A 15,919-nucleotide genomic window follows, 5' to 3' on the forward strand; every position below is an offset into this window, starting at 1 on the left:
TTAGTTTTATTATGGGAAAATAATGAAGCGTGCGTCAAGAAGAATGAAATGTTTTTTGAAATATTTTACACATAAAACTATCCTGCCGAAGCTCGCTCCACAGCGGAAAACTTTATTTTCGGCACAGGGTGTGGATTAGCTGGATTTGGACCGGTTATTATCGGATTACTCGCCACGGGTGGCAATCTACCTGGAGCATTGTCCATTGTCCCTAATTTTTATCATCTATCCAATCGGATTGATTACGATGCTATTATGTGTACCAGAAACAAAGGGAAAAGTGTTAGATTAAGCATAAAAGAGGAAGCATCTCACTTAAGATGCTTCCTCTTTTCAATGTTTGTTTATTATTTACTTTGATTTACTAGCTTTCTGGAATAAGAAAGCTGTTTTATCTTTTTCTTCTACAATTCCTTGCTTTAATGCTAATTCCCCTGCAACTTTAGGAGCTAACCATAGCATCGGGAATAATAAAATTGATACAGGAACAGCCGTCACTACAATAAAGGATTGTAGTGCATTAATACTTCCCTCACCCATATATAAAAGAATTGCTGCAACTGCGCCCATAATAAGCGACCAAAAAATTCGCAAGCTAATTCTAGGATTTCCATCTCCGGTCACTGCCATTGAAATGGAATAGGCCATTGAATCTCCTGTTGTCACTACAAATAAAATTGTTAATAAAAGAAATGCCGGTCCAACAATATTAGAAAGTGGCAACTGCTGCGTAATTGCAATCATAGCTGCTGGCATACCAGATTCACTTAATGCCACCGAGATAGAGCCTGGCTTCATTAATTCATAAAACACACCAGATCCGCCCAGTATAGTAAACCAAAACGTTGTAATAATAGGTGCGATAATTCCAATTGCAACGATTATTTCTCGAATTGTTCTTCCTCTTGAAATTCGGCTCACTAAAATTGCCATCATCGGTCCATATCCAATAAACCATCCCCAGAAGAAGATTGTCCATGACCCTAACCAACCTGTATCACCACGATATGTGCTTATTGGAATAAATTCATGTATATAAAATCCAAACGAAGAAACAAATGAATCAATAATAAATCCACCTGGTCCAAATAATAATACGAATGCCATTAACAAAATTGCTAGTCTAACATTTAAATTACTTATAATTTGAATCCCTTTATCAATTCCCGTTACCGCAGATATAGTAGAAACGGCTACTACACAAATAATAATTGCTAATTGAGTAGTAAACACATCAGGAATTCCAAACAATGCTTGAAAGCCATAACTTGCTTGTAGTCCTAAAAATCCGATTGGACCAATTGTTCCTGCTGCTACCGCAATAATTGCAAATACATCAATCATCGTTCCAAGAAAACTCTTTCGCAATTTCTCCCCAAAAATAGGATATAAAAGCGTTCGAGGTTTTAACGGCATACCTTTATGATAATGCCCATACATCATAACTACTGCACTAATTGTCCCTAAAATCGTCCATGCTAAGAAACCCCAGTGCATATAACTTTGTGCTAAAGCAGGCATAACTGCTTCTTGCGTTCCAGCAGATACACCTTCATGTATTGGCGGAACCGTCATAAAATGATACATCGGCTCTGCTGCTGCCCAGAAAACACCACCGCCAGCAAGTAGCGTAGCCATAATAATTGCTAACCATTTCGCCGTACTAATCTCAGGCTTATCTAGCCCCCCGAGTTTAACCCTCCCATATTTTGAAAAGGCCATACCCATTGCAACGACAAATGTACCAATTAATAAAACCTGCCAAAAAGCACCAAAATATTTAATTGAAAATGCAAAACTGCTATTAATGACTCTCTCTACGTAACCTTTATTTAAGAAAACCGCGATTACAAATAATAAAAGTGAGCCACCACTAATAAGAAATACAGGCCAATCAGTTTTTTGACTCTTCATCCTCATTTACCTTCCTCCTTCCTCAGCAATCTAAAAAAACAACTTCATTATGTTTTATTGTTTATATTCCACACACAATAATTATATACATATAATGTTTTAGTGATTTCACACACACTTATGTTGTCCCTAAAAATATGCTAAATCCTTTTTATTTTAAAAGAATATTCTATTCCTCTTACATAAAAACGCAAAACAAAAGACCTTATATTTCTATAAGGTCTTCGAAACAGAAATTTGATTATAACACAAGGAACTGACCGTTTCAAAAAAGGTCGTGCTAAAAGAGCTAGAAGTAAAGGCTTCCAACTGCTATCTAATAGGAATTAAAAAAAATTTAAATTTCACGATTGATACCTTTATATTACAAACTAATCATGGAAGAAATTAGGAGAAATAATGTCATTCGGATACGGTTTATGATAAATATGAGTTGTAGCAGGTGATAACGGAGGAATTAACCATACCCAGTTGCCAGTTACAACCCGTCCACAAGCAACTTCTTGCTTCTCAAACTGCTGAAATTGCTGGGCGGCAGTATGGTGATCTACAATGCTAACCCCTTGTTTTTTGAAAGAATGTAAAACAGCTATATTTAACTCAATTAACGCTTTATCTTTCCATAACGTACTATTTCTGGAAGTATCTAAATTCATCATCTCTGCAACTGCTGGAAGCAAATTATAACGGTCATGATCCGCTAAATTACGAGCACCAATTTCAGTCCCCATATACCATCCATTAAACGGGGCTGCTGTATAAGAAATACCGCCAATCTCTAAACGCATATCTGAAATCATCGGTACCCCATACCATTTTACTTCTAGTGATGAAATTGGGTACTCTGGATGTTCAATTGGTACCTCTTTCACTTCTTTTTTAGGAATTTCTTTATATACAGGATCTTTTCCATCAACAGAAAATACAAGCGGTAATACGTCAAAATGTGTACCTTCTCCTTGCCACCCAAGACCTTGACATAAATCAGTAAATGCGGCGGAGTTTGAGTCACCAATCACTCCCATTTCCGTTTTGTATCCTGCATATCGAATTAATTGATGATTATAGAGTCGTATATTATTCTTTTCACCTTGATATTGCTTAAAAATCGTAATTGTCGGTTTAACTTTCCCATCATTCGTCGCATATTTAATATGATGAATTAATGCATTATATACACCTTCCTCATCATTTACTTCACGCGCATCTAATATGTGCATCTTACTCCAAAACAATCTCCCAATGCATCTATTACTATTACGCCATGCCATTCGTGATCCATGAACAAGCTCTTCAAATGTATGCTCATACGTTCCAGTCTTTTCTATCTCTATTAAAATTTCTTTCATACGCTCTTTTATTAATTGCTCTTTATTAAGTTCCTTATAGCAAACGGTAATAAAATTACTTGCTTCCTCTATTAATTGTTTCGTTTTGCTCATAAACAATCTCCTTCTATCTCAACAAGACACTACTACTTTACAGTATAAGCAAAAAGGATAAGAGTCACAAATGAAAGTGGAAGTGTTACTTTTATCGTAATATTTTTCAGAAAATTTTTAGAATTTTTGTTGACTTCCAAAAAAACAGGTGTTTTTTTGACTTAAGTAAATTATTTTTACCTAGACCAACTTTTTGGGTGGAAAGGAGGTAATTTCATATGACTATGATGAACTAGATCCATACATTGGTGTGATACATTAGCATTCATCATGCATGTAAGGTAAATTTGGTAATGTAAAACTAGTATTGTCGAAATCCTCCAGAATCCCCCGGATTGCCACCGGGGGATTTATGATTATTTCAGTATATTTATGTAATGCTGTAAAACATTTTTTATTTCTGTATTTAATTCTCGGAACGGAAATCCTAATTCGCGAGCCTTTCTATTATGTAACGTACAATTAGTTATTTCATTATAAGGTGCTATATTCTCTCCCGCTTCTTGAATAAGAGCTTTTGTCCCACTGTTTTCTTCTATGAAACGAATAACTTCTCCCATGGAAATCGCTCCGTTACTACAAGCATTAATTGGACCTTCTATATTTTCCATTCCGCACCATGCTAAAAACTCTCCTGCTTCTTTTTCATGTATGAACGACAACTGTCCATCTACATGATAGACAACAATACACTCTTGTTTCACAACATTTTCAACGTAAAATTGTAATCTCTTCGTATAATCATTTTCTCCAATAACGACGGGAAATCTTACCGCAACGACTGGGAATGTTGCCTGTTGAAACAACACTGCTTCCGCTAATCTCTTTCCCTCACTATAAGTGAAATTCCCTCTATCTCCATACGTAATCGAATATTCATACGGGTTGAAGTCTTCTTCTTGCAAGTTTAATGCAGGCTCATATACCGCCATTGAGGATGTCATAACATATTTTTTCACTCTACCACGTAATACTTTACATATAATTTTCGCGGCGTTCGGGCTATAGCATAAGTTATCGTATACAATATCATAGCTTTTACCTTCTAAGCGCTCTTCCAGTAATTTCTCGTCTTCTCTATCTACTACAATTCTTTTTACCGTATCCCCAAAAGAATCCTCCGTAAATCCTCGTGTTGCAATTGTTATATCGTGCCCCTCTTGTAAAAGCGCTTCTACTAATTGCTTACCAAAAAACCTTGTTCCCCCTAGAACCAACACTTTTTTCACTTTCATCATCCCCTATTTTGTAAAATACTACCTTAATTATAAACATAAATATAAATATAAATAAAAAGCATGGAATCATCATCAAGATTCCATGCTTTCTTACATACGATACTTTAACGTACTCGATATTTAAAAATACAATAGCAGCAATATAAAATAGAAATTACTGATACATAAACCCATAGTTCATATACGAATCCCTCTCCCCATACTCCCATAAAATAAAAGAGTGAAGGCAACGTCAATGTTACCCATGATTGTACAAAGGCAATTCTGCCAAGATATTGATTGATATTCTTTTTTTGTGCATTTAATACAAAGAATAAATACCAAAGTAATGCCCACATAAACCATGTTAACGCATTAACAACATCATGGAATTGAACAAATGAAACAACCATATAGAATAAAGCAATAATTGCTACCCAAATACAGAACCAGCCTAGTCCACTACTATCCATTCCTTTAATAAAAGTAATGCCTACATATAAATAAGTTAAACCAAATAAAAAAGTAGCTGCATATGAATATACCGTCCAATTACTTTGATCAGAAATCATAATCAAATAGAACGGAATGATAATTTGTAATGCCCCCACAAATAAATTAAAGACACCTGCACTTTTCATCTCTACTTTGCCTAATATGACAAGGCTATTTAAAAATAAAGCTGCACCTGAAAGTAATAATCCTACGTAACCCATATATATTCGTGTGAAAATCTTTCCCTTTCACACTTTTAACCTCCCCACAATATAAAGTGATACTTTATTATTTTTCTTCCTATTTAAAACTACATACATAATTTTTAATCTGAATAAGTCAGACTTCCTACCTTAAAAAATAAAGTGAAAATCTCTTTAATAACTGCTATATAGCAATATTATTTCTTATTTACTCCCATTCAGCTTTTCCGTATTCGAAAGTAAAAGTATTACTCTAACAACACCCTGAATTAAAAGCGCTTTCAACAAAAAATAATCCTATCAAAAAGCTACTAGGATTACTTGATTATAAACGCACTCTAACAACAAGACAAGACCCGGGATGATTTTCAAATTATTCTCTTTGATTTCTATGAAAATCAATAGAATGATTCATTTATACTAGTTCATTCTATTGATCCTTCACATAAAATATTTTAAATTCATATTAATCTTTTTAGAAAGGTAAGATGTATATGCTTCATCATGGAATTCCCCGATATGTAGTTCATTCAACTGGTGTTTTAACGAAAGAAACTAATACTGTTTCTGCTGTAGTTAACATTGTGAACCTGGATAAATACTATCCACATCACATAACTATTGAAGTATGGGATTGGTCTACTTATTCCACTCCTGTAAAACTTCCCGTACTGATTGGAGAAAATGTAGAAGCGAGCTTCCCCTATTCTCTCGACAGTAATAATCTTGCCGTTTTTTACGCCGATTTAGATGACACTGTAGATTTATATGAAATTCGAATTCATATAACGATCATTCCAACATTATTGCAAATTGCTTTGGGCGAAGCTTACCACCATATTCAAGCCAAGAAGGTAACACAGTATACCATAAACAGCTCGTTCGAATTCATTAAGTCCCCCTATTATATAAAAAGGGCCGGTCAGTAATACATTTATCTTTATAAGATAATCGGATTACTGACCTAAACTGTCATAGTCAATCTTGATAGTCTCTTATTCCAAACAATTGCTATTTATCATAAATATCATTCGGATTAATTGTAGGAATAAATCCATTTATTTAACAGCAGCTAAAGATTATCAGTCCATCGCTTTTGCATTTTTAATTGGTTCAATTTTCTCCTTATCTGGAATTGCGCTTATCGCTTACTGGCATCCCACACTTGGACTAGAACATGGATTTTCCTTATTGCTTTTAATTGCTTTTACAATCGGGACTTTCATTACATTAGTGTGGTTAAGTATAGTTATTGTACGCATGTTTCCAAATAGTGATGCTACTGAACAATTTACCTTTCTTTCTTATTTAGATAAATATCCAGAACTATTTTGGTCGAGCCTACTTTACAATATTGGCATTTGGGTATGTAACTTTGTTATTTGGTTCGGAGAAGGGCGAGGAAATATTGAAAACACGTTTATTTATCATCAAATGTATGATACCTCTGTTTTCTGGGCTTATTTAAGCATTATCCCAACCTATATTTTCTTCGTAGTATCCATTGAAACAAGGTTTTATGAACGGTATAAGAAGTTCTTCGGTTCAGTTAACAATGGGGCAACATTAAATACAATTTTACAATTAAAAGAATCAATGAACTTTGTCCTAAAGCAAGAAATGGAACGCATACTTCGTAATCAAGGTATTTTTTCTTTACTTATTATTTTTATAATATGGATGTTTAGTTCACAATCTGGGAACGTGACACTTGAATACTCTATTTTGCAGCTAACTATAATTGGTGCTTATGCAAACGGAATGGTCCTTGTTATCACGTTACTACTCTTATATTTTGAAGATCGTAAAGGGGCATTTCGAACATCAGCCCTGTTCTTTTCTGCAAACCTGTTATTAAGTCTTCTTCTACTTCCATTTGGATTCAATGGTTACGGTATTAGTTTTGCACTCGGATCTTCTATTACATTCTTATATGCTATTTCTAGACTCTTTACTTATATTAAAGATATTGACCACTATACATTTTGTCAGTCAAACATTTCTATGAAACAGCGAACTTTCTTTACTAAAGTGGCCAATAAACTTAATGGAAAATAAACAGATAAAAAAATGACCTTTGCATAAGCAAGAGGTCATTTTTTTATCTGTTTATTAAACTTCTAGATAGCCATTTTTGTTATTTGATTGCCATCTCCAAGAGTCTGCACACATCTCTTCTAATCCGCGTTTTGCTTCCCATCCTAATTCACGCTTCGCTTTTGATGCATCTGCAAAACATACTGCAACATCACCAGGACGACGCTCCGTAATTTTATAAGGAACTTCCTTGCCTGAAACTTTTTCAAATGCTTCAACCATTTCTAATACACTATAACCAGTACCTGTACCGAGATTGTATGCATCTATCCCAGTAGTGCCAAGTACCTTTTCAAGTGCCTTTACATGTCCATTTGCTAAGTCTACAACATGAATATAATCACGGACACCCGTACCATCTTTTGTTGGATAGTCATTTCCAAATACACTTAATTCTTTTAACTTACCTACCGCTACTTGTGTTACATATGGCATTAAGTTATTTGGAATTCCATTTGGATCTTCTCCGATACGTCCACTCTCATGTGCACCAAACGGGTTGAAATAGCGAAGTAATGCAATACTCCATTCTGCATCTGCAAATGCTACATCACGCATAATTTGTTCAATCATTAATTTTGTTTGACCATATGGATTTGTTGCACTTAATGGAAACTCCTCCGTAATTGGTGATGTTTCTGGGATACCATACACTGTTGCAGACGAACTGAAGATCATCTTCTTCACATTATGCTTCTGCATCACTTCACATAGCACTAATGTGCTTGTAATGTTGTTATGATAATACGTTAATGGGATTGCTACTGATTCCCCTACAGCCTTAAAGCCTGCAAAGTGAATAACAGCTTCAATTGTATTTTCTTCAAAAATTGTATCAAGTGATTCGCGATTTAAAATATCTTCTTTATAAAACTTAAACTGTTTTCCTGTTATCTCTTTCACTCGATTTATAGACTCTACTGAGCTATTCGAAAGATTATCTACTACTATAATTTCGTAACCGTTTTTTAGTAATTCTACGCATGTATGACTACCAATATATCCTGCTCCACCTGTTACAAGTATTGCCATAATTATAGTCCTCCATATTTCATTCATTATAAACTTCTCAAAGTATATCATATATTTCTTATCATATGTTTATTATGCGAGCACAGAAACTTACATTTTATCCCATACTTATTTTGTACAATGCCCGATTCCAATCCGGTAATAAAAAAACGCCACATAACAGACATCGCGTGGCGTTTTTTGATCAAATTACGTAACAATATACACTTAGAAAATGCGCAAGACTACCTAACAATACAAAAACATGAAAAATTTCATGGTGTCCCATATATTTAAACTCCAACCATTTTGGCTTCGCACCATAAATAAACCCACCAATTGTATAAAAAATGCCTCCAAGTACTAAGAAAATAATACCTCCTGTACTTAAATTCTCAGCTAGCGGTGCAAAGAATAGAACAATTAACCAACCCATCAGAAGATAAATTGCTGTCGATAACCATCTTGGACAATTAAACCAAAACATTTTAAAAACAATACCACAAATCGCAGTTGCATAAACCAAACAAAATAATAGTAAACCATTTGCCGAATTTAATGTAATTAAGCAAAAGGGTGCATATGTACCTGCAATTAATATAAAAATCATAGAATGATCTAGCTTTCTAAAAAAATAAATAACACGTTCACTCGCTACAACACTATGATACACAGCTGACGCCATATAAAGGACCATCATCCCGATACCAAATAAAATAACAGCTGTAATTGCAGCAACAGATGGCATCTTAACAGAAACTTTCACAAGCATAGCTAATAATGCAATAAATGATAATACAGCTCCTCCTAAGTGAGTAAATGCATTAACCGGTTCTCTTACATAAACATTCATATAAACACCCCTCATATAATTACATGTAGTTTTCATAACTACATGTAATTATATACACATTATTTACACGGGTCAACATTTACAATTCATTTGTTTCGTAATACCATATTTAAAGATATACTAAACATTAAGTTCCACTAAGTTATAAAAGTGAGGGGTTCTACGTGGAAAATATAAATAAATTACTTGAATCATTACATTTAGAAAAAAGTATTAAACTTGAGGATATCCCAAATGTCGACTTATATGTAGACCAAGTCGTCCAACTATTTGAGAATACTTATGCGGATACAACGAGAACTGATGATGAAAAAGTATTAACAAAAACAATGATTAACAATTACGCAAAAGGGAAATTATTCATCCCTATCAAAAATAAAAAATACTCAAAAGAGCATATGATTTTAATCAGCTTAATTTATCAATTAAAAGGGGCCCTTTCCATTAATGATATAAAAAGCTCCTTAGAAAATATAAATGAACCGTTAATAAATGATGATACATTCGAATTAAATACTCTATATAAAGATTATCTTGCTCTTACTGAAACCAATGTCGACAGCTTTAAACAAGACGTAAATAACCGTGTTGCCGAAGTAAACAAGGTTTCTTCCTTAGAAGATCCAAAGCTAGAAAAGTTTTTATTACTAACATCCTTCGTGACTATGAGTAATATGTATAGACGTTTAGCGGAGAAACTAGTTGATGATCTAAAAGAATTGTAAATAAAAAACTATCCACCTGTTAAAGTGGATAGTTTTTTGTTTACTTAATTGCTTCATGAACCTTTAATTGTTTCCCTTTAATCGTTGTGTTTTTCATGACTTTTAAAACAAGTGGTCCTTTTCCATTTAATATTTCAACGTAAGAAACATTGTCTTGTATTGTAATAATGCCAATATCTGCTGCTGTAACACCTTTAATTTTAGCAATTGTACCGACGAAATCTACCGCTCTAATTTTCTTTTTCTTCCCGCCATTAAAGTACAGTTTCATAATCCCTTTATTTAGGTCTGCGTTTTTATCTTTTTTTATAATTGGTTTAGCATGTATTTTTTCCTCAAATACCGCTTTCCCTTTCATAACTTCTTCTTTTGAAGGTGCAAGTGCCTTTGGAATTTCAAAGCCGATGTACTCCTCAATCTCTTCTAAAAATCTATTTTCATACGGCGTTATGAATGTAATAGCTTTTCCGTTATTACCAGCTCGTCCTGTTCTTCCCGTACGATGTACATAACTTTCTTTTTCTAATGGAATATCATAGTTAATAACATGTGTAATATTATCAATATCAATTCCTCTAGCAGCTACATCTGTCGCTACTAAATAACGGAACCTTCCTTTTCTAAAATCGTCCATAACTTCAAAACGATCTTCTTGTACCATACCACCATGTATTTTGTCACAAGGATAGTTAACGCGCTTTAACTGTTTAAATACGTGATCTACATTTTCTTGAGTACGGCAAAAAATAATACAACTATCTGGATTCTCAATCGTTGTTACATCTTTAAGCAGTGAAAGTTTATCCTCTTCTCTCGCCTCAAAAAGGGTATGTTCAATTTTGTCTGTTGTAATCCCAGCAGCCTTAATTTCAATATGAGTCGGCGAATCCATATACGTACGAGATAACTTTTCAACATCTTCCGGAAGCGTTGCTGAAAATAGCATTGTCATTCGTTTTTTAGGTAATTCGTCAATAATTGCCTCTACTTGATCGATAAAGCCCATATTTAGCATTTCATCTGCTTCATCAATAACTAAGTACTTCAAACAATCTAAAGAAAGGGTACCTTTTTCAATGTGATCTAACACACGGCCAGGAGTCCCAACTACAATATGTGTCTTTTGCTTTAACTCTAATTTTTGACGTGCAAATGGAGATTTACCATAAACCGCAGCAGCCTTAATTCTTTTGAAGCGGCCTATATTCGTAATATCTTCTTTTACTTGCACAGCAAGCTCTCTCGTCGGTGTTAAAACTAAAGCTTGTGGCTTATTCTCTTCCCACTCCACCATTTCACAAAGTGGTATGCCAAATGAAGCGGTTTTTCCACTTCCAGTCTGTGATTTCACGACAAGGTCTTTCTTTTGCAAGGCAACTGGAATAACCTCTCCTTGCACTTCCGTTGGATGTTCATATCCTAAACCAGTAAGTGCTCTTACAATTTCCTTACTTAATGCATAATCAGTAAAACTTCTTTTACTCATGTAATAACCTCATTTTATTCTGTATTTAATAATTATATTTTTTATACCCTGCGTTCAATTATACTGAGATAATATATTAAACCAATATTTGTAGTTCGCTAAAATACCATCTTACCCTAAGTATAACCCTTTATATTCTTTTTTTTGAAATAAAACAATAAAAAGCAGACTTATTATTAAGTCTGCCTCACCCATAAAGTATTAAAAAATATTCTTATACATTTATTTTTATAGAAGAAATATCTTTATGGAACTAACCTTTTTACAACTGGTATTCTTTGTAGTACTAAAGTTATTACCAGACTAAGGACGATTGTAATAATTACATTGATAGGTATTGCTAATATTGCATGTACATGTGCATTCACCTTAGGGAAAACTTTGTACAAAAAGTTATTTAATAAGAAAAAGTGAAGAATATAAATTCCAAGACTCGCTTGATTTATACCACGTAATAAAAATGGTAATTGTCTTTCTGAATTTTGGAAAGCATATCTGAAAAAGACAAATAACCCAATTGCCATAAGTACAACACCTGGTGCAAAATATTCATACCAATATTGATCCAGCTGTCCATTTGCTTTCAATGTATAATGGTATGTAATAAAGAATGTACCAATGCATCCTACAACTCCCCCAATATAAGAAATATTCCGCCATTTTTTCGCAATATCATAATTTGATAAGTAATAACCAAGTAGAAAATATCCTACATAATTTGTAACATAAAATAATTCAATATTAAAGTTGATAGGATAATAATAGTTTACTAGTTTAACTATAACAGATGCATATAGCCATAAAATTAAAAAATATTCTATCTCTCTCTTCTTAGCATTTTTCACAAATACTTTCAGTAAAGGTGCGATTAAATATATTCCTACAATCATATATAAGAACCATAGATGTAACCCGATACTATTTGTTAAAAAGTACTTTATCCCTTGCTTTAAAGAAGCCGGAAAATATCCTACGCAAGCCCCATAGATGTAAAATATAGCACTCCAACCTATAAAAGGTATAATCACTTTACTTGCACGTTTCCTTAAAAATTCCCCAATAGAAGTATCTTTTGTTCCCTTTAATAATAGGGCTCCACTAATCATTACAAAAATTGGTACACTAGCACGCGAAAGTGAATCGTAAAAATTACCAGCCAGCCAACGCGACACGTTATTTGAATCTAACGTAGAAACATAACCAGCAGCAACGTGAATTGTAACGACCGCAATTGTCGCTAATACACGTAGCCAATCCATATACACTAATCGTCCCATAAAATCTCTCCTAAATTAATATATTTATCTATTATTCTCCCTACATAATTCTACATTAATCAATTATACATTAAAATATATTATATCCATATAAATCCAAAAACATTAAATAAACTTTATTTTTTAAAATTAAACATTAAAACCTTTGACTTATTACTAAAAATACTGTAAATTATCATTTGGACGAACATTTTTAAGTAAACTATGTAAAATATTCGTATTTTAGGGGTGCAAATGATGGAAAACGTATTTGACTATGAAGATATTCAATTAATTCCTGCAAAATGTATTGTAAATAGCCGATCTGAGTGTGATACAACTGTCACTTTAGGAAAACATAAATTTAAATTACCTGTCGTACCTGCAAATATGCAAACGATTATTGACGAAAGAATCGCAACTTATTTAGCTGAAAATAATTACTTCTATATTATGCATCGTTTCCAACCAGAGAAACGCATCTCATTCATTAGAGATATGCAATCACGTGGATTAATTGCTTCAATCAGTGTTGGTGTTAAAGAAGACGAGTATGAATTCGTACAACAATTAGCTGCTGAGCAACTTTCACCTGAATACATTACAATCGATATCGCACACGGTCATTCTAATGCTGTGATCAATATGATTCAACATATTAAAAAACATTTACCAGAAAGCTTCGTTATCGCTGGAAACGTTGGAACTCCAGAAGCGGTAAGAGAATTAGAAAACGCTGGTGCTGACGCAACAAAAGTTGGTATTGGACCTGGTAAAGTTTGTATTACTAAAATTAAAACAGGCTTTGGGACTGGTGGTTGGCAGCTAGCTGCACTTCGCTGGTGTGCAAAAGCTGCAAGTAAGCCAATTATCGCTGACGGTGGTATTCGTACACATGGCGACGTAGCTAAATCTATTCGATTTGGAGCGACTATGGTTATGGTCGGTTCTCTATTCGCTGGTCATGAAGAGTCTCCAGGGGAAACAATTGAAAAAGATGGCAAACTTTATAAAGAGTACTTCGGTTCAGCTTCTGAATTCCAAAAAGGTGAGAAAAAAAACGTTGAAGGTAAGAAAATGTTCGTTGAGCATAAAGGTTCTTTAGAAGACACTTTAATCGAAATGGAGCAAGATCTTCAGTCTTCTATTTCTTACGCTGGCGGAACAAAATTAGACGCAATTCGCACTGTAGATTATGTAGTCGTGAAAAACTCTATTTTCAACGGCGATAAAGTATATTAATTCTTAAATTTAACTCGAAGGACAAGCATAAAAATGCTTGTCCTTCTTTTTCATGTATAAAAATGTTAAATATTTTCATTTAATTGAATTTTCTAGTATTATATTTTTAGATACTTATAATAAGGGGGATATAACAAATGAAAAATGTAATTGAGAAACGCCTTATTCGCGCAGAAGTCTCAACTGAATTGACATGGGATCTTTCTGATTTATACGAATCTGACAAAGAGTGGGGAACTGCACTAAGTGTATTAACAGACGATATAAAAAAACTTGATGCATTTAAAGGACAATTACACACTGGCCCCGCTACCTTATTAAATTGCCTACTTTTAGAAGAAGAGCTTTTAATGAAGTTAACAAAACTCAACACATATGCATATTTAAAAGAATCCGCTGATCGTACAGATCCAGTTATTCAAGCGAACTCTTCCAAAATTTCCGCTTTAGGGACGCAAGTACATACTGCACTATCCTTTATTTATAACGAAATTCTCTCATTTGAAGAAGGAACAATTGAAAAATATTTAACTGCGGAAACAAAGCTCGAACCTTTCCGTAAATCGTTACTAGAAATACTTAAAAAGAGGCAGCACACTCTCTCACCTGAAACAGAAGAAGCTCTTGCTGCACTCGGCGAAGTTCATAGTTCCCCCTACAAAATTTATGGCATGACTAAATTAGCCGATATGGATTTCCCTCCTATACAAGATGAACAGGGAAATGATTTGCCTGTATCATTTGCATTATTTGAAAGCAAATATGAATTTTCTCCAAGCGCATATTTACGTAGAAAGGCATATTCATCATTTGTTTCCACATTGCAACGATATAAAAATACAGTTGCAACAACATATGCTACTGAAGTAAAAAAACAAGTGACACTTTCGCGTTTACGCAAATATGAATCCGCTACTCATATGCTTTTAGAGCCTCAAAAAGTTCCACTTGAAATGTATAACAACCAACTAAATATTATTTATAATGAATTAGCGCCTCATATGCGCCGTTTTGCAGATTTAAAAAAGAAAGTATTAGGTCTCGATCAAATGCTCTTCTGCGATTTACATGCACCGTTAGATCCTGAATTTAATCCAACAATCACTTACGAAGAAGCTGGCAAACTCATTCAAGATTCTTTAAAAGTATTAGGAAATGAATATAGTTCCATTATCGAAAAGGGCTTCAAAGAAAGATGGGTAGACCTTGCAGATAACGTTGGAAAATCAACAGGTGCCTTCTGCTCTAGCCCATACGGTTCTCACCCTTATATTTTAATTACATGGCAGGGTACGATGCGCGGGTGTTTCACATTAGCTCATGAATTTGGACATGCTGGTCATTTTTATTTAGCAAATAAAAATCAGCGTATTATGAATGTGCGTCCATCTATGTACTTTGTTGAAGCTCCATCAACGATGAATGAATTACTATTAGCTCAGCATTTACTTGCGACAACGGAAGACAAGAGAATGCGCAGATGGGTTATTCTGCAACTACTCGGCACGTACTACCATAACTTTGTTACTCATTTACTTGAAGGAGAATATCAGAGAAGAGTATATGCCATAGCAGAGGAAGGACAAGCACTTACAGCCACCACTTTAACTGAAATAAAAACAAATGTCCTTTCTACATTCTGGGGAGATTCAGTAGAAATCGATGAAGGTGCCGGTTTAACATGGATGCGTCAACCTCACTATTACATGGGCTTATATTCTTACACATATTCAGCAGGCCTAACTGCATCTACCGCTGTAGCCCAAATGATTAAGGAAGAGGGACAGCCTGCTGTTGATCGCTGGCTCAACGTACTCCGCGCAGGCGGTACGATGAAACCACTCGAATTAATGAAACACGCTGGAGTCGATATGTCAAAACCAGATGCAATCCGTAAAGCTGTTTCTTACGTCGGTTCCTTAATTGATGAACTAGAGCACTCTTATCAAGAATAAAAATAAGCCCTCGTTTTATGAGG

General features: G+C 34.2%; 11 protein-coding genes and 3 pseudogenes. 6 read left to right on the top strand and 8 right to left on the bottom strand.

What is annotated here, in order from left to right:
- Positions 1-75: 75 nt before the first annotated feature.
- Positions 76-292 (top strand): annotated as a pseudogene (locus MR071_RS09235) (MFS transporter); the annotation flags it as partial.
- Positions 293-351: 59 nt separating this feature from the next.
- On the opposite strand, the gene MR071_RS09240 reads toward MR071_RS09235, so the two are convergent.
- The 4 genes from MR071_RS09240 to MR071_RS09255 form a co-directional block, all read right to left on the bottom strand.
- On the bottom strand, positions 352-1,920 hold the full coding sequence (locus MR071_RS09240; RefSeq protein WP_105586733.1) for a BCCT family transporter: 1,569 nt from the start codon (positions 1,918-1,920) through the stop codon (positions 352-354).
- Between the two features lie 365 nt (positions 1,921-2,285).
- Positions 2,286-3,356: a nitric oxide synthase oxygenase gene (locus tag MR071_RS09245; protein ID WP_242235789.1), complete on the bottom strand. Its 1,071-nt coding sequence runs from the start codon at positions 3,354-3,356 to the stop codon at positions 2,286-2,288.
- 356 nt (positions 3,357-3,712) lie between these two features.
- The gene (locus tag MR071_RS09250) at positions 3,713-4,591 is read right to left on the bottom strand and encodes an NAD-dependent epimerase/dehydratase family protein (protein WP_242235790.1); all 879 of its coding nucleotides are present in this window, start codon (positions 4,589-4,591) and stop codon (positions 3,713-3,715) included.
- 107 nt (positions 4,592-4,698) lie between these two features.
- On the bottom strand, positions 4,699-5,289 hold the full coding sequence (locus MR071_RS09255) for an AmiS/UreI family transporter (RefSeq protein ID WP_219921034.1): 591 nt from the start codon (positions 5,287-5,289) through the stop codon (positions 4,699-4,701).
- A gap of 476 nt (positions 5,290-5,765) precedes the next feature.
- On the opposite strand from MR071_RS09255, the pseudogene MR071_RS09260 reads away from it, so the two are divergent.
- Both MR071_RS09260 and pelG read left to right on the top strand, forming a co-directional pair.
- Positions 5,766-6,166: pseudogene (locus MR071_RS09260) on the top strand (hypothetical protein).
- Positions 6,167-6,282: 116 nt separating this feature from the next.
- Positions 6,283-7,329: pseudogene (pelG, locus tag MR071_RS09265) on the top strand (exopolysaccharide Pel transporter PelG); the annotation flags it as partial.
- 54 nt (positions 7,330-7,383) lie between these two features.
- Here the strand turns inward: pelG and galE are convergent.
- Entirely contained in the window at positions 7,384-8,400 is a 1,017-nt protein-coding gene (gene galE / locus MR071_RS09270; protein ID WP_242235792.1) for a UDP-glucose 4-epimerase GalE, read from the bottom strand.
- A gap of 184 nt (positions 8,401-8,584) precedes the next feature.
- On the bottom strand, positions 8,585-9,232 hold the full coding sequence (gene trhA / locus MR071_RS09275) for a PAQR family membrane homeostasis protein TrhA (protein WP_105586729.1): 648 nt from the start codon (positions 9,230-9,232) through the stop codon (positions 8,585-8,587).
- Positions 9,233-9,396: 164 nt separating this feature from the next.
- Here trhA and MR071_RS09280 point away from each other — a divergent pair, with 164 nt between their 5' ends.
- Complete coding sequence (locus tag MR071_RS09280; protein ID WP_105586728.1) at positions 9,397-9,957, top strand: DUF1836 domain-containing protein; 561 nt, start codon at positions 9,397-9,399, stop codon at positions 9,955-9,957.
- Positions 9,958-9,997: 40 nt separating this feature from the next.
- Here the strand turns inward: MR071_RS09280 and MR071_RS09285 are convergent, their stop codons facing one another.
- The gene (locus MR071_RS09285) at positions 9,998-11,443 is read right to left on the bottom strand and encodes a DEAD/DEAH box helicase (protein ID WP_242235794.1); all 1,446 of its coding nucleotides are present in this window, start codon (positions 11,441-11,443) and stop codon (positions 9,998-10,000) included.
- 245 nt (positions 11,444-11,688) lie between these two features.
- Positions 11,689-12,720 (bottom strand): acyltransferase, encoded by a 1,032-nt coding sequence (locus tag MR071_RS09290; protein WP_105586726.1) that lies wholly within the window; start codon positions 12,718-12,720, stop codon positions 11,689-11,691.
- Between the two features lie 237 nt (positions 12,721-12,957).
- On the opposite strand from MR071_RS09290, the gene guaC reads away from it, so the two are divergent.
- Positions 12,958-13,941 (top strand): GMP reductase, encoded by a 984-nt coding sequence (gene guaC, locus MR071_RS09295; RefSeq protein ID WP_002068771.1) that lies wholly within the window; start codon positions 12,958-12,960, stop codon positions 13,939-13,941.
- Between the two features lie 137 nt (positions 13,942-14,078).
- Positions 14,079-15,896 (top strand): oligoendopeptidase F, encoded by a 1,818-nt coding sequence (pepF, locus tag MR071_RS09300; protein ID WP_105586725.1) that lies wholly within the window; start codon positions 14,079-14,081, stop codon positions 15,894-15,896.
- Positions 15,897-15,919: the final 23 nt, after the last annotated feature.

The organism is Bacillus cereus group sp. BfR-BA-01316 (assembly GCF_022664195.1).
Lineage (GTDB): Bacteria > Bacillota > Bacilli > Bacillales > Bacillaceae_G > Bacillus_A.

Bases quoted from the DNA above. Each gene is read 5' to 3' on its own strand.
- guaC (WP_002068771.1), top strand. From the start codon at position 12,958: ATGGAAAACGTATTTGACTATGAAGATATTCAATTAATTCCTGCAAAA.
- MR071_RS09290 (WP_105586726.1), bottom strand. From the start codon at position 12,720: ATGGGACGATTAGTGTATATGGATTGGCTACGTGTATTAGCGACAATT.
- MR071_RS09240 (WP_105586733.1), bottom strand. From the start codon at position 1,920: ATGAGGATGAAGAGTCAAAAAACTGATTGGCCTGTATTTCTTATTAGT.
- MR071_RS09250 (WP_242235790.1), bottom strand. From the start codon at position 4,591: ATGAAAGTGAAAAAAGTGTTGGTTCTAGGGGGAACAAGGTTTTTTGGT.
- galE (WP_242235792.1), bottom strand. From the start codon at position 8,400: ATGGCAATACTTGTAACAGGTGGAGCAGGATATATTGGTAGTCATACA.
- trhA (WP_105586729.1), bottom strand. From the start codon at position 9,232: ATGAATGTTTATGTAAGAGAACCGGTTAATGCATTTACTCACTTAGGA.
- MR071_RS09285 (WP_242235794.1), bottom strand. From the start codon at position 11,443: ATGAGTAAAAGAAGTTTTACTGATTATGCATTAAGTAAGGAAATTGTA.
- MR071_RS09245 (WP_242235789.1), bottom strand. From the start codon at position 3,356: ATGAGCAAAACGAAACAATTAATAGAGGAAGCAAGTAATTTTATTACC.
- pepF (WP_105586725.1), top strand. From the start codon at position 14,079: ATGAAAAATGTAATTGAGAAACGCCTTATTCGCGCAGAAGTCTCAACT.
- MR071_RS09255 (WP_219921034.1), bottom strand. From the start codon at position 5,289: ATGGGTTACGTAGGATTATTACTTTCAGGTGCAGCTTTATTTTTAAAT.